This window comes from Polycyclovorans algicola TG408, from assembly GCF_000711245.1.
Taxonomy (GTDB): domain Bacteria; phylum Pseudomonadota; class Gammaproteobacteria; order Nevskiales; family Nevskiaceae; genus Polycyclovorans; species Polycyclovorans algicola.
The window spans coordinates 3,542,108-3,557,093 of the sequence record NZ_JOMH01000001.1 but is presented as its reverse complement, the minus strand read 5'-3'; the positions used below and the strand labels follow the sequence as shown (position 1 = coordinate 3,557,093).

The 14,986-nt window shown below is 59.2% G+C and carries 9 protein-coding genes; all 9 read left to right on the top strand.

All coding sequences use genetic code 11. The features are described from left to right. Positions 1–511 precede the first annotated feature (511 nt). The 9 genes from U741_RS19355 (at position 512) to U741_RS18750 (ending at position 14,977) form a co-directional block, all read left to right on the top strand. Positions 512–1,261: a hypothetical protein gene (locus U741_RS19355; protein ID WP_152551659.1), complete on the top strand. Its 750-nt coding sequence runs from the start codon at positions 512–514 to the stop codon at positions 1,259–1,261. A 95-nt stretch (positions 1,262–1,356) separates the two neighbouring features. Next, on the top strand, positions 1,357–1,578 hold the full coding sequence (locus tag U741_RS0116865) for a hypothetical protein (RefSeq protein ID WP_029891621.1): 222 nt from the start codon (positions 1,357–1,359) through the stop codon (positions 1,576–1,578). After that, positions 1,575–1,973, top strand: a complete 399-nt coding sequence (locus tag U741_RS0116860) for a hypothetical protein (RefSeq protein WP_029891620.1) — start codon at positions 1,575–1,577, stop codon at positions 1,971–1,973. The genes U741_RS0116865 and U741_RS0116860 overlap by 4 nt, the downstream gene beginning before the upstream one ends. Positions 1,974–2,038: 65 nt before the next feature. Beyond that, complete coding sequence (locus tag U741_RS0116855; RefSeq protein WP_152551658.1) at positions 2,039–2,326, top strand: hypothetical protein; 288 nt, start codon at positions 2,039–2,041, stop codon at positions 2,324–2,326. 70 nt (positions 2,327–2,396) lie between these two features. Then, positions 2,397–2,930: a hypothetical protein gene (locus tag U741_RS0116850; protein WP_152551657.1), complete on the top strand. Its 534-nt coding sequence runs from the start codon at positions 2,397–2,399 to the stop codon at positions 2,928–2,930. Between the two features lie 207 nt (positions 2,931–3,137). Further along, a complete protein-coding gene (locus U741_RS0116845; protein WP_152551656.1) occupies positions 3,138–5,858 on the top strand; it encodes a PD-(D/E)XK nuclease family protein in 2,721 nt (906 codons plus the stop codon). Continuing rightward, positions 5,855–9,058, top strand: coding sequence for a UvrD-helicase domain-containing protein (locus tag U741_RS0116840; protein WP_052378928.1), 3,204 nt, complete (start codon positions 5,855–5,857; stop codon positions 9,056–9,058). The genes U741_RS0116845 and U741_RS0116840 overlap by 4 nt, the downstream gene beginning before the upstream one ends. 262 nt (positions 9,059–9,320) lie before the next feature. Next, positions 9,321–12,554: a helicase-related protein gene (locus U741_RS0116835; protein WP_161776263.1), complete on the top strand. Its 3,234-nt coding sequence runs from the start codon at positions 9,321–9,323 to the stop codon at positions 12,552–12,554. Continuing rightward, the gene (locus U741_RS18750; protein WP_029891614.1) at positions 12,551–14,977 is read left to right on the top strand and encodes a DEAD/DEAH box helicase; all 2,427 of its coding nucleotides are present in this window, start codon (positions 12,551–12,553) and stop codon (positions 14,975–14,977) included. The genes U741_RS0116835 and U741_RS18750 overlap by 4 nt, the downstream gene beginning before the upstream one ends. Positions 14,978–14,986: the final 9 nt, after the last annotated feature.

The window sequence follows — 14,986 nt, the reverse complement described above, 5'->3', positions numbered from 1 at the left end:
TCGAAAGGCGTATCCGAATTGACGGACGTTCAGCAAGCTACGATGGACTTCCCCCGGTGCAGTAGGCAGCCGGTGCCTATGCTGGGAGTGGAGCGGCATTCGGGGCCACACGATCACGTTTCGAGCCGACCTGGTCGAGCATCTAAATGCCCAGCAGCTCGCCACCATGGTCGAAGGGGCAGGGTTCGATCTGGGGGCGCACTGGACGTGTACGAAGCAGGCAGACGCCGTGCAGATCAACTTCGATTTTTGTGATCTGAAGCATCATTGATCTCTGTGAGATATACGACCGATAGTGACGTGTATCGATGCGATGCTATCTCTGTTGTCAAATGAGCCCCCGGCGCATCGTATGAGTATGCTCTTGGTTGTATCGGCTCTTCGCGAGCCGGCGTGCCGTTATCAGATTCGACTCGGCTGGTTGTAAATCCTAATTCTGAGGGTGGCGTCACAAGCAGGAAGCCTGAACGTTAGGATTGCCGCTACTCATGGAGCACACAGGGACTTAACAGTGAAAGAAACCGTTGATCTTGATTTAATCCATTGGGTGGATTGTTACCAAATCTACGGCTGCAAAGTGAGCCGCTCGCAAGCCATCGAGCATGAAGCCCTAGTTTATCTTCTTCATCTTTGGGATAGATATAATCGCGCTGAGCACATCGTAGACACCTTCGCTTGGGAGGTCCTGGTTGATGGCACCGCCGCTATTTCGAAGGCAGCTCGCGATCTCGTCATCGGCCTGACTGAGGCGGGTGATCTGGATAAGTTTGTTGATAGTAGAGTCCACCATGTAACTAGCACTGAAGAAATCAGCTATTATTCGATATCACAGTGTCTTCTTTTAAGCGGTAGACGTCCGAACGGAGCAAAGAGTTTGGACAAGTTGCTTGATTATGCAGTGCGGGCAGAGTTAAATCGGATAATATCTTCAGAATCACCGCCGCTATTCTCTTTGGCGGAACTTCCTGATCAGGGAATTAGGAGTTTGTACTTGTTAAGTGATAATGGACTTCGAAGGGGACACAAAATTGTTGGTGTAGACCGTAATGAGGTTGAATCTGGAAGGTTCAAATTGCCAATAGAGGCAGCTCACTACCTTGTTCGTGAGGCCCCCGCCCGGGGAACAAAAAAAAGGGTGCTTGCCAGAATTTCTGAGCCTTTATGGGAGAACTCTGACATGCAGATTGAGTCTTCTTGGATTCGCGATCGTGACTATGGCGGGGTTCTCGGGGAGCTTATTTATTCGTTTGAAGACGATTAGAGCACCCATTGTATGTCGCCCTTTATTTGCTGTACGAAACAGTAGCGCACCCGTCTTCGGCGGAAGTAACGCCTAAATATATTAAGGTTGGCCGAATGAATCGATTTTTATTGTTTGTGCTGGTGCCGGCTCTTACTGCTGGATGTGTCGTCATCGGCGCTGACTCGGATGGTCGCATTTCTTACTCCGGCGGCGAGGTGGGCATGTACTGCACCGGGAGCATTGACCAGAACAATCACTACTGCTCCGTAGACTCCCGACGGGTGCTCGAGAAGATCAGTGCGCAGCGCTTCTCCTCCTCGGAGTCAACTCAATGAACTTGCTCGCGCGCTGGAAAGATCGGGCGCTGCAGATGATGCGTAGCTCGGACGATGGCGGCCAAAAGGTACTCGGCGCAGGGCTCATCACGCTGGTCGCCGTGTTCTTTGTAGGCGCAGTCGTGATCAAGGGGTTGATCGCAGTTATCGCCTTTGCAGGGTCCGGCGGTACGCAGGCGGCAACCTCTAACGATGTCGCTCGCAACAGCAGTAGCCCCATACGCATAGAAGTGATGGGCGCCAACGGCCGATGGACTTATGCAGGATCTGCCAACGAGCAGGGCGCCGCAGTTCATCAGGCGATGGAGCGCGCTTTGCGTGCGCGCCGAGATGCCAACAAGGCCCGCGCTGTTGACCAGCGAAGTGGTGCAGTCGTCGATTTCACGCACGGGTGAATCAGGTTGATGCCGCTGGATCACGCATCAACGCATTTACTCCCCTCCGCCACCAGGAGACCTTCATGAAGGTGCTCTACACCATCTACGCCATTCGCCACATCCATGAGCAGCACGAGGGTGGCTTTTTTACACATCGCGAAAAACGCCAAGCCCTAATGAGCGACTACTGGGTTAAGAACCTTCCCGATCGCGTCCAACTGGGACTCAAGGGCATCACTGACTTGGTGCTCGAGTTCATGCCAGGTGACGGCGGGATAACGGTCAACAAGGAACTGACGTCGCCTCGGTACCTTGTTGGCTCAAAAGCGAAGAAGGGCGCTAATTCAAAGGTCACGCCGCGCAAGAAGTGATCGGAAATACGTCCAAAACTGACGCATGAGCGCTGCATCATGAATGCTCAATGCTCACTTGGAAGTCGCCATGCGCATCACCGTGAATCTCGATGGTCTGGAAGTCGAGCTGCACCCAGGATCGAACTGGGATCTCGCGGCTCTGGTTGGGTGCGTCTCTGAGTCGAGTGAAGGCCTCAGCGTGCTTGCCAGACACCCCAGCTTCGAAGTGAGGCGTAGGGTTGCACAGCAAGGCGCACTGCCGTTTGAGGCTTGGATGACCCTTATCAACGACCCACATCCTGAAGTTGCGGCGGAAGCTGCAGGGGTCAGGGACCATTTGGTTGCCTTTGGTGCAGAGCGCTGGGCCGAAACCCTCAAGCAGCGATGGTGGTTGTTGACGCAGATCATCATTTATCTTGACGACATCTATGACGACGGGAGCGCGGACGAGGCCGCGCTCACGAGCTTGACCGAGGCGATTCTGGAATCACCTGATCCTTCGATGCTGAAACAGATCGCAGAGATGGCGCACATGCCAAAGGTTCTGCTCAGAGCATTGTCAAAGCATCAGGATGCGTCCGTTGCGGCGTCTGCGCGCTCGTCACTTATGCAGCGTGGGTGATGCGCATCGCGACTTCGAATCGTTACCTACCGACTGATGCTGGTAGTCTCGGGTCGTCACAGAGCCTTGTTTTCGCGGCCTCTGCTGACGTCCTGTGATGGGTGGTCGGCCGGTGAGACATACCGTCGGCACGTCATCGCGCAAACGAGCATAAGAAACGAAGGGCGCTAGCGCCCAAATAGACTGCGGCTAAGCAGGGAGGCAGGGGTGCTGAGACTACGCTTCAGTAGCGCCATGGACGGCGCCCGCAGTATCTGCCCTGCGGAGAACCCCGGCGAGAGCGTGGTGGGGCCCTTGGGCCTGCTGGCATTGCTGGAACTCCATCTCGGATGCGGCGCGCCAAATGTCACTCAGGCGCAGCGCGCCGTTCAGTACCGGCGGCACCTCAAGCAGGCGCTTGCTGATCGTCCTAGCTGCTTTTTTGAAGCCTCGTTTACGGTCGATGAACTGGGCACGGCCGAGCGACTGTTGCGATGGCGGGATCAGTGGTACCTCGAAGGCTGGAATGGCGATGCTCACCCATTCTTCACCGGCCGCATGGCGGACCTGACGGCGGTCGAACAGCTTGCCAAGGGCCAGGTCAGTCCCGGCATCGGTGAGCGATTGATGCGCCTCGAGGCTGAACTCCAGACGGCGCAGACCCCGATCGAAGTGCTGTACTGCTTCGATGCCCCCGAATCACTACCGCTGCGGTGGCGCGCTGTCCTGAATGTTCTGCCGACCGAGTACCTGCCGCCCGCACCGCAGGCTGGCGCAGGAACGCTCTTGCAAGGTCTGCAACAACGGCTGCTCAGTTCTGCCAGTGAGCAGTCAGACGCAGCGCCGCTGGGCTATGTCGATGACGGCAGTGTGCGCGTCGTCAAAGCCGGCTCGCGCCTGCTCAGCGGCGCGTGGCTGGCCCATCAACTGAAATCGCAAGCGTCACCCTACGACACCGTGCTGCTGGTCGAGGACGATGCCCAGCTATTGGATGATCTGCTCAGCGCGCAGCAGCAACCCGCGCTTGGGTTCGCCGATGCCAGCCCCATGCGACCCGCGCTGCAGGTGCTGCCCTTGGCGCTGACGCAGCTGTGGCAACCCGTCGATATTTTTGGCTTGGTGGCCTTTCTCACCCATGGTCTCTGTCCGATCAGGGGACTGGCACGCAGTCGGCTGGCTACCAAGATTGCCTCGCAGCCAGGCATTGACCGGGATCATCTGGCCAAAACCTTTGCTGACATTCGTAAAGAGGCCGATGACCAAAATCTGGAACGTCCAGAGCAGCGCATCGACGTCGATGCCATGGTGCGCGAGGCCGAGTTCTGGTTGTTCAGCACGCGTTATCGCCCGGAGGAGGGCGCGCCCATCTCGGATGTAGTCCAGCGGGTGAACCGGATTAGCGAGTTCTTCCGCAAGCGCCTGGGACTGAAGTCCGAGGACAGCACCATCGGCTTGAGTGAAGGGGCCGCGTTTCAGCAGTGCATGGCTCTGCTCGACGGGCTTGGGCAGTTGACCGCTCAGGGCGAAACGGTGATTCAGCCGCGTGTTCTGCAAAAACTCGTGCGCCAAGCGTCCTCAAAAGGCGCACTGCCGCCGGGTCGTATCGCGCAAGTTGGCGCCTGTCGCGTCGCCGATACGCCGGCGCAGGTCATCGAGTCGGCTGATGAGGTGATCTGGTGGGGCCTCGAAAAAATGACCCTGCCGGCAAAAGACCCTTACACGTTGCGGGAACGGGCCGAGCTGCTCAAGGCCGGCATTGAGCTGCCCAGGCATGCCGACCGGATCAAGCGTGCGCAGGCCGAGGTGCTCCGGCCGTTGCTTGCGGCGCGCACCCGCCTGACCTTGGTGCTTCCCGCCCACAGTGAAGAAGCGCATCCGCTGCTTCAGTGGGTGCAGCATGCCGTGACAAACCTCCCAGTCGCCTCACTGGACGATCTGCTTGAAGGGCAGGCAGCCGATGCGGAGACAAGCGCGTTTTTGCTGCCCGTCACCCACGAGCCCCTGCCGGAACCGCGTCGCTGGTGGCAGCTGCCGCCGGGCATCGTGCCGACCAGCCGCAAGGACAAAGATTCCTACAGCTCGATCGATCTCTATCTGAGCGCGCCGCAACAGTGGGTGCTTCGTTACGGCGCACAGATTCGTCCATCGCAGGTACTTGCGATCCCATCCGGCCCGCTGTTGTTCGGGACCCTGGCGCACGACGTGGTCGAGGCACTGCTCAAGTCCAGCCCGGATGCCCTGTCATGGTCACCAGACGAAGTGTCCGCCCGGGCTCTGGAAGCGCTGGAAACGCTAGTAGAGACCAAGGGCGCCATTCTGCTGATGCCCGGCCAGGGCGGCGAGATCGGCCGCCTGCGGGTGCAGGTCGCCAAGAGCGCTGAGGTGTTGTGGGAGGCCATGCGCAAGGCCGAAGTCGTGGAAGCACTGCCCGAAAAAGAACTGGACGGAAGCTTCGCGGACGGCGCTGTCCGTCTCCATGGCTATGCAGACCTTCTGCTGACGCGCGCCGATGGGGCGCAGGCAGTCGTCGACATGAAATGGGGATCTGCAAACGATCGCGCCAAGCAGCTAAAGGGCAATCGACACCTGCAGCTGTTGCTCTACGCAGGAATGGTCGCTGACCAAGAAGACGGGCTTTGGCCTGAGGCCGCCTACTTCATCCTCTCCAAGCAGGCCATGTTGGCGCAGCATCAAGGCTTCTTCGATGCAGCAGAAGTTCATTCGCCGAGCACGCCCGACTCGCCGGCCGAGATCCGCAGGCAGGCGGTGCAGACCTGGCAATGGCGTCGAGATCAGCTGGGTGCTGGTCGTATCGAGGTGATCGCTGACGCCACGCTGAGCCTCGAGGACGACGACAGCAGTGCTCCCGAGGGCGCCTTTGAGCCCGATCCGCCCAAGACGATGTATGACGACTACCGCCATCTGGTCGGATGGGAGCCCAACTCGTGACGGACGCTCACTCATCGCCACGAATTAAGTTTCTCAGTGCCGGCGCCGGCAGCGGCAAGACCTATCGGCTCACCGAAATCCTGCGCGAACGCCTGGTTGCAGGTGAGCTCGCGCCAGCCGGCATTCTGGCCACCACGTTCACCCGCAAGGCGGCCGGTGAGTTGCGTGAGCGGGTTCGAGGGCACCTGCTCGAGGCCAAGCTGTTTGATCTGGCCAACGCCATGGGTGAGTCCCGCATCGGCACCATCAACGCGGTCTGCGGTGAACTCGTTCAGCGCTTCAGCTTTGAGATCGGCCTGTCGCCTGATCTGCGCGTGCTGGATGAAAACGAATCCAAGCGCCTCTTACGCGAAGCACTCGACGAGACCATCACCCCGGATGAGCGTCGACAGCTGACCCATTTGGCGTGGCGATTCGGCTTGAAGGAAGTGGACGACAACGTCCACCACATCATTGCGCAAGCTCGCAGCAACGATCTGTCAGCTGATGCCCTCAGGGAGATGGGCAGCCGTAATTCCGATGCCTGCATTGCCGCGTTTGGGCATGTGCCTAATGAGGCGCTGGAAGAAGATCTGAAGCGGGTGCTAGATGCCCAGATGCCTGCCTTCAAAGAAGCGGTTCAATCACCCAAGCCGGTTGCCCTGACGCGGACCTATCTCGCCACCATCGAGAAATTTCGCGCCGAACTCGCTAGGGATGTGCCCACCTGGCCGGAATGGGCGGGACTCCATACCGCGAAGGATCCCGAGAAGGGTCTGGTCCCCAGCGCTGATGCCATTCGTGAGGCCGCAGGACGCTTCGTGCATCACCCGCGTTTTGCGGCGGATATCCGCGAATACTTGATGCTGGTTTTCGATCTGGCCGCCAGAACGCTGGAGACGTATCGAGACACCAAGTCACGCGCCGGCACGCTGGACTTCATCGACCAGGAAGCCCTGCTGCTCCATCACCTTGATCAACCACTGGTCCATGAAGCGCTGAAGGAAGAGTTGCAGCTTGTGGTGGTGGATGAGTTTCAGGACGTGTCGCCGCTGCAATTGGCGATCTTTCTCAAGCTTTCGGAGATCGCGCGTGAAAGCGTCTGGGTGGGGGACATCAAGCAGGCCATCTACGGGTTCCGGGGATCTGATACCGCACTGATGCAATCGGTGATCGCAGCACTGCCACAGATGCAGGGCGTCGTTCAGCGCATGGATCACTCGTGGCGCCAGCGCCCCCCCTTGGTGGCGCTCACCAACAAGGTGTTCACGCATGCCTTTCGCGATTCATTGAGCGTGGAAGATGTGGCGCTCGTCGCCCAGCGGCCGGAGCGCACGCCCGAATTGACGGCCTACGAAGTCTGGCAACTGCCCGGGAAGAACAAGGCCAAACGACAGGCCGATCTCATCCTCGCGCTCAACACCCTGATGGCCGAGGGGCGCCAGATCCCTGAGAAAAAGGGCGATGGCCTGAAGCCACTGCATTGGAAAGACATCGCCATTCTGGTTTCAGCCAACGACTCTGCGCGTGACACAGGGTTTGCCCTGCGTCGCGCGGGGATCCCCACTGCGCTGGCCAGCCACGGGCTGCTTCAAAAGCCCGAGGCCGTGCTGGCGCTGGCCTGCCTGCGACGTCTCTATGATGACCGCGACACGCTCGCCACCGCCGAGATTCTGTCGCTAGCAGAGGTAGAGTTGCCCGAGCAGTGGCTCACTGAACGGCTGCGCTTCAATGCCATTCACGAAGATTCTAAAGCCCGCGCCGGTTGGCGCGAGCAGGACCACGGGCCTGATCATCCGGCTTCGCCGCTGCTGGCTGCCATTGGTCAACTGCGACGTCAGCGGTTATCTGTGCTCACACCGCGTGAGGCACTGTTTGCGGTGATGGCCCTGGCCGATCTCGGACGGGTGATGGCCCGCTGGTCCAGCTGTGCTGAAGCCCTTCGTTCACGGCTCGCCAATCTGGATGCGCTGCTGGAAATGGCGAAGACCTACGAAGACGAGCGCGTTGCTCGGGATGCGCCGGGTTCGATTGGCGACTTCTTACTCTGGATGCAGACCCAGGCCAACGACAAGAATGATCTTGAGGCGCGCACCGAGGCCAACGCCGTCAGCGTGATGACCCACCATGCTGCCAAAGGTCTTGAGTGGCCGGTGGTGATCCTCTTCGATCTGGACAAGGAAATTCGGAACGATCTTTGGTCCATTCGCGGCGAACAAGTCGATGCGCTCGATATCAGCGCACCACTGGCATCCCGCTTCGTGCGCCACTGGCCCTGGCCTTTTGGCGACAAGAAGAAGGTGCCCGCTGCGCAGCAGGTCGAGAGCACCGAAACAGGACAACAAGCCCGGAAGCGGGCGCTGGAAGAGCGGCGGCGGCTGCTCTACGTCAGCATGACACGGGCCCGGGATCTGCTCATTCTTGCGTTCAACAAGCCCGACTTCAGCAAAGCCAATTGGTTGGCCGAAACCACCGAGTCGCCGGAGTTGTTGCCGGATCGGGAAGACGGGGAAGCGCTGCTGCCGAGTGACTGGCAAGTGCCAAGCGCATTCCGGGTCTTCAATCACGAGCAGGCGGAGTCGACACCAGACTCTCGCGGTGTTTCACAACGACCCGCGCTGATGTGGCCCAGTCTAATTGCCCCGACAGATGCAGTGCGGCTTCCGCTGATTACAAACCCGTCCAGCGCTGAGCCGGTCAAAGCCAGCATCGTCAAGACGGAACGCTACGGTGCACCGTTGGCAGTTGAGAAGGGCAGTAATGCTGCAAATGTCGGCAATGTCGTGCACGCAGCGCTGGCAGCCGCCATCAGTCAGAGCAGAGCGCTAGAGGTCAATCAGCTCGATGCCTTGATCCGGGCCGAGGGCGTTGAGGTATCGCTCACTGCCGCCGGTCTGTACACGACCTGTAACGAGGTGCTGGCCTGGTTGGAGCGGACGTGGCCCGGCTGCCCGCGCTATGCCGAGCTGCCCATCGATGTGCGCATGCCTAGTGGACAGATCTGCCGTGGTCAGATCGACCTGCTCATCAAGTCCCCAACGGGCTGGGTGATCATCGATCACAAGACTGGCTATCGAAGCAGTCAGATGGACGATGGAACAGTCAGCGAGTATGCGGGGCAGCTTGCGGTGTACCGGGATGTGATGGGGGACCCATCGGCAGCGTTGTGGGTGCTGGCGCCTACGCTTGGGTCGATACTGCAACTAGCGCGTGACAGCTAAAACCTTATGAGATGTTTCGCCAGTATGTCTGGTCACAGTGCCCGTTTTATGGGCTTTCCCTCGGCTTTGTTGCGTTTCCAAGGGCAAGTGATTTTTCGGCAGCAGGGGGTGATTCCTCGGGAGATTCCTCGGGAGGTGCTGGCGGAAGCGATTAGGGAGTCAACCAAGCTGTACGATGGTTCTCCGAAAGCTAGGTACTAGGGGTGATCTGCGACGGGGGACGTCCATCATCGATCCCGTGACATGGAAAAGAGGTTGGGAAATGGGACTAGTGGGCTTGATCTTAGTCAGCCGTGAGTTCGGCTACTGCAAGATCACATCGCACATCGATCAACGTGTCCGACTCCGCTTCTGCGCAGATCAGCGCGAGGCATGGTATGCCGGAGCCGCTATTCTTAACCAGCGAGATTTCCGTCGGAAGCCTCTTCCGGCAGGGCTCAAGTGCCACGTAGAAAACCGAGGGATCTGTCTGATCCGTCGGTCGCCGCTCGCCTCAAACAATGAAAGTGGGGCCTACGAATACCAAGTTGAGTTTGAAAATGAGTCGCGAGACACCGCGACCTTAAGTGAGCGCGAACTTACTCCGATCCCAGGCAGTTTGCTCGAGACACCGCTCACCAAAATTTCCGGTATGGATCCCGATCCGTTTGCGCATTTCGTCGCAAGGGAGCGATTCCGTGCTGCTCTACGTAAACAGCATAGTGAATCCGCCGGAATTCGTTCGCTTGCCTCTAGTCGAATTGATTTACTCCCGCATCAGGCTTTCGTGATCGGGACAGTCATCGACGACCCCGTTTGGCGGTACGTACTTGCTGACGAGGTCGGGCTAGGAAAGACCATTGAGGCCGGTGCTATTGCCCACGAGTTGCTGGCGAGTCGGCCAGATGCTCGTGTTCTGGTTCTCTGCCCTGGGGCATTGTCCCGGCAGTGGCTTTGCGAGATGCACATGTCGTTCGGCGGACGAGAATTTCGTCTTGTCGATCTTCATCCTCCGCAGGCGGTCCGTTGGTCCCAATGGACGCGATTGATCTGCTCGCTGAAGGTTGCCGTGCGCCACCACCGCGACGCTATCAAGGTCATGCCGTGGGATCTCATCATCGTGGACGAGGCCCATCATCTTCTCTGGAACGACGTCCAGTATGAATTGGTTCGAGAGTTGAGTCGGACCGCGAAGGGCGTGCTCCTCCTGAGTGCGATCCCTGCGCGCGAGCGTGAGTCAGACTTGCTGCGTCTGCTGCAATTGATCGCTCCGCATCATTATCAATCCGGCACGCCCGCCGCCGATCGCTTCGCCGAACTCTATTCGGCACAGGAAATGATCGGACGCCGACTTCGCATGCTCGTAAAGGAGTTGGATCCGGCGGCCGAGGCCACCGTGGACGAAATCCGCGATGCGGCAAAACGTCTGCTTACGTGCCCCGTGGTGCGAGACGATGCTTCCTTGGCGGAGGTTCGAGCTGCCATCGACACTCAAGATCTTCCGGATCTTTTACCTTTGCTTGAAGTCTTGGGCAACACGATCTCCAGTCGCTTTCGGATCAGCCGTCGGATCATCAAGAATCGACGGAGTCGGTTGGTCCAAAGCGAGATCATGGCGCCGGTCACGCGTCGACTTACCTTCGTGGAGTACGAACCCCGGCCGATCGAGCGCGATGTTGCCGATACTTTACTTTCCATCGCCATGGAATTGGCGACCACCGATGCCCATCGAGGCTGTTTGCACGGGTTCTTGCGCAAAGCGATGCCGTCGGTGTGTGATCCGGTCGCCGCTTTTGAGGTTGTAGCCTCGCTTCAGACGGCGCCAACCTCAGGAGGGACTTATACCCGGCCGAAATACTTCGATAGCGGGTTGATTCTTGACTACGAAGAGCACGACGGCTTGCTGGAGTTTTTCTCCGAGGTCCTACGGCCTTCTATTCCGGCGCCTGAGGTCAAGCGCCTGGTCTCCCGGTTGGAGGGCTGGCTTGAAGATCTGAAGAAACAACCTCGCCTCGACGCGCTGTTCTCAGCCATCAATACCCTCGAATCCCAAGGACTGAAGAAGGTGGTGATCTTCGCGGGAACCTTCCGGACGAGCGAACTGTTGGATACAGCGCTTGCGAAGCGCTTCGGGCTTCACTGTGCCACCAGTTTTCGACACGATTTGAGCGATGACGAAAAGGAGCGTAGCGTCACGCTCTTTCGTCTCGAGGCGGGATGCCGGTTCTTGGTCTGCGACGAATCGGGCGGCGAAGGTCGCAACTTTCAATTCGCCGATGCCGTCATCCACTACGATCTGCCGTGGTCGGTGGCCGCAGTCGAGCAGCGCGTGGGTCGATTGGATCGCATTGGCCGAACCGCGCCCGTTGAATCGGTCGTCATCGCGGCAAAGCACACGCTCGAGTGGGCCTGGGCGCAGTGCCTGGCCCAAGGTTTCAAAGTCTTCGAACAATCCATCAGTGGTCTCGAGTTCACGCTCCGAGATGCCGAGCAGAAGGTCGTCGAGGCCGCGTTGCTAAATGGGATGCAAGGGGTCCTGGATTGCATCGGAGGGATTGAGGAGCGTTGTGAGACGGAACGAGCGGCCGACGATGCGGATGCCATCACCGATGCCAACTCATTCAGGACCGGATCTCGCTACATGCGCACGACAGCCGCAGAGTCCGATCGGTATGTCGAAGAGGCGCTGCCACCGTACTTTCGTTCGATGGCGAGGGCTGATTCCGCCAAGCGCACTTCGGATTCGAAAGATCCCAACCAGCAAGTCTGGCGCCTTCAACCCGAACATTTGGCCGGCATTCGGTTGCTGGGGGTGATGAAGTCGGGCGACGCCGGACTGGCCGAACACATCGGCACTTTCTCTCGGGCGGTGGCGCGCGACCGGCGTGATTTGGAGTTCTTCGCGCCCGGAAACGCGCTTTTTGACGCGATCTCGAAGGTCTCAACGGATCATGTGCGGGGGCGAACCTATGCTGTAGCTGTCAGCGCGGGCGATTTACCGCCGGGTCGTTACCTGGTGGTCGGAACGCGCGCGGCATTGCCCTTGCCCGCGGATCCGGCGATGTCCCCCAATCTGAGCCGGGCCGAGCGCCATCTGTTTCCACGGCGTGTCTTCGGCGCTGCCGAGATCGACACGGGAGAACTGCTCAGCGCCGAGGTCGCCGAGAAGCTATACACCACCTGCCTGCGCACCGCGTCCACCATCAGAGAGGTGCCAAAGGACTACCTGACAAAAGTCTTCGCCGAACTCTTGGACGACTGGCCTGAGTTGGTGAGCGTGCGTTTGACGCAAGTTCACCAAGCCTGTGAGGCTGCGGCGAGGGCTAAATTCGCGGAACTCGATGATGAGTTTGTGCAACGGCTTCAGGTCGAGTTACGAGCAGGGTTGAGTGCGATGGCCGGTGACACGAGCGAAATCGCTGAGCTTTACGAGGCCAATATTCAAGCGGTGCAATGCGCGTCGCTGGCTTTTGACAGCATTGGCATCGTCATCAACAAAGGGAGTCCAACCGCTTGATCTACCGCGAGGCGCTTCAATCCGCCCTGGCGGTTCGCTCGGGGCCTAGGCCTGCACCGCCGAAGCCGAAGCAGACATGGGGATTTGACTACGCAGTCTGGCGCCTCCTGACGGTGCTGGGAGACGGACCGCTGAGCGTGGACTCGGCGATCCTACTGCGGCAATGCCTGCGCTATCTCGGGGCGAACGATCAACTTGTGGTTCGCCACCTCGCCGCGGATCTGCTCGATCTTTTGAGAGTCGTGGGGGTTGAGCAGTTGGTGGACGGCACGATCGTGGTGGAGCCGTACAAGCCGCAATGGATTAACGAAAGCCCGGCCCCGGAAGTGGACGCCCCCGCGTGCGAACGCGTGACACCAGAGGAAGAGATTCCCGCAGAACCGTGGTTGGAAAAGCGGGTGGGAAAGCGTTTTTGGAAGTCGTCTGCCCAGCGAGAGGCGACCTGGCTTGCTTTGCAGGCAGAGCCCAACGCCACTCTGATGATCGGATTGCCGACCGGATCCGGGAAGAGCCTCGTCTATCAAGCGGCGGCAGCGTTTGAATCGGGGTTGACCCTGGTCATCGTGCCCACGGTCGCCCTGGGACTAGATCAACGGGACGCACTGAAAGATTCGCCCTTGGCGCAGACGCATCGCCCTCTGCTCTACGCGACCGGCGAGAACCAAGCCGAGGTATTGGAAGCGGTCGAAGAGCGTCGATGCCGCCTCCTTATCACGTCGCCCGAAGCCTGCATCAACGGACGCTTGAGAGCGATGCTGACCCAGATGGCGCAAGAAGGCTGGTTGAGCCTCGTGGTCGTCGACGAAGCTCACATCATTGAGTCCTGGGGGGCGAGTTTCAGGATCGAGTTTCAACTGCTTGGCGGCCTCATCGCCGAGTGGCGCAACATCGGACCCCGCGGCGTCCGGACGCTTTTGCTATCGGCCACCTTTACCACCAGCACGGCCGAGGTCCTCAAGCGCTTGTTCTGGAAAGACGGCACACCCTGGGTTCCATTTGTTCTCAAGCGACTCCGTCCCGAAATTAAATACTTCTCGCCCGGCGACCGGTTGAGCCCCGAAGCCAAGCATCAGCACCTCATGGAGGTTATTCACCGCTTGCCTCGTCCGCTTATCGTCTATGTCACAGAGAAGAAGGAGGCCGAATCCATCTACCGAACTCTCTGGGGAATGGGCCTGCGGCGAATGCGCACGTTCCACGGGGATACAAGCCCGCCAGCACGACATCAGGTCATGGATGAATGGAGAACGGACCGCCTCGACTTGGTGATTGCCACGTCCGCGTTCGGAATGGGCGTCGACAAAGCCGACGTTCGGTGTGTCGTTCACGCGTGCTATCCCGAGAACATTGATCGCTTCTATCAGGAAGTTGGCCGAGGTGGACGCGATGGGGCACCGACAATCTCGATCGCCCTTTGGACCAAACGAGATGAGGCCATCGCTGCTGGACTCGGGCCCACGCTCCTCGCAGATCAAACCAAAATCATCGGGCGGTGGGAGGCATTATGGGGAACGAGTGAGGCCCTGAGCGAGCCCGGACATTTTAGAGTTCGTCTCAATCCACAAGCCTCCCATCTTCTCGGCTCTCGCTCTTACGAGGAGAACACGCGTTGGAACAAGCGCCTCCTGATGATGGTGCAGCGAGCCGGCATCATTCGGTTGGAGGCACTGGAATGGGAAGTGGGTGCTGATGAGGAGTTTGTGCAGACTGCGGTGATCGTCCCCAAGAGAAACACACTCGAGATCGAGACATCGCTCCCTCAGATGCTCGAACCGGTTCGCAAGTCTGAAATGGCGACGCTGAACCAAGGCCGGCAGTCTTTGGATATGGCGTTGGGGAACCGCCAGGCGGTCTGTCGTATCCTGCGGAAACACTACGGCGAGGATACCAAGCGGGCGTGCGGGTCTTGCGCGGGGTGCCGAAGCGGAACAGAAGCGCCGGCGCGGGTGGCATCGCATGAGGTCGAGTTCGATTTGCCGCCGGGTCAACCGACGGTGGACGTTGTCGAAGCGCCCTCGCCGCGAACCGTAAGAGGACGGGCGGACCTTAGCCATGCACTGCGCCAGGTCTTGTTAGCCAATGGGGCGGCGAGTCGTTTCATTGTGTCGGCGCCCCTGGTATCGGAGGTCCGCACATTGTTCGAAAAGGCCGCTGAGGGGGTTGAGCATCCGTTTCGCGTAGACCCGCTTGACGCCGACGTGGCTGAATCAATTGGCCCGCTAGAACGGACCGTGGTCCTTCACTTCGAAACGTTCCATCAACAAGCGAAGGGCTTGAATCATCGCGGGCGGCGGTGTTCTCACTGGCTCCTGGGCCAGCCAGTCGAAAATACGCCAGGAATATGGCCTTTTCTCCATGACTTCCGGTCGCGTCCCTATCAGGGCGCGGACGGCCTAGATCGATGGTTGGCGAGTTACGGCTAACCGATACGA

Excerpts from the sequence above, each read along its gene's own strand:
- U741_RS0116865 (WP_029891621.1), top strand. The coding sequence starts at position 1,357 with ATGAATCGATTTTTATTGTTTGTGCTGGTGCCGGCTCTTACTGCTGGA.
- U741_RS0116860 (WP_029891620.1), top strand. The coding sequence starts at position 1,575 with ATGAACTTGCTCGCGCGCTGGAAAGATCGGGCGCTGCAGATGATGCGT.
- U741_RS0116855 (WP_152551658.1), top strand. The coding sequence starts at position 2,039 with ATGAAGGTGCTCTACACCATCTACGCCATTCGCCACATCCATGAGCAG.
- U741_RS0116850 (WP_152551657.1), top strand. The coding sequence starts at position 2,397 with ATGCGCATCACCGTGAATCTCGATGGTCTGGAAGTCGAGCTGCACCCA.
- U741_RS0116835 (WP_161776263.1), top strand. The coding sequence starts at position 9,321 with ATGGGACTAGTGGGCTTGATCTTAGTCAGCCGTGAGTTCGGCTACTGC.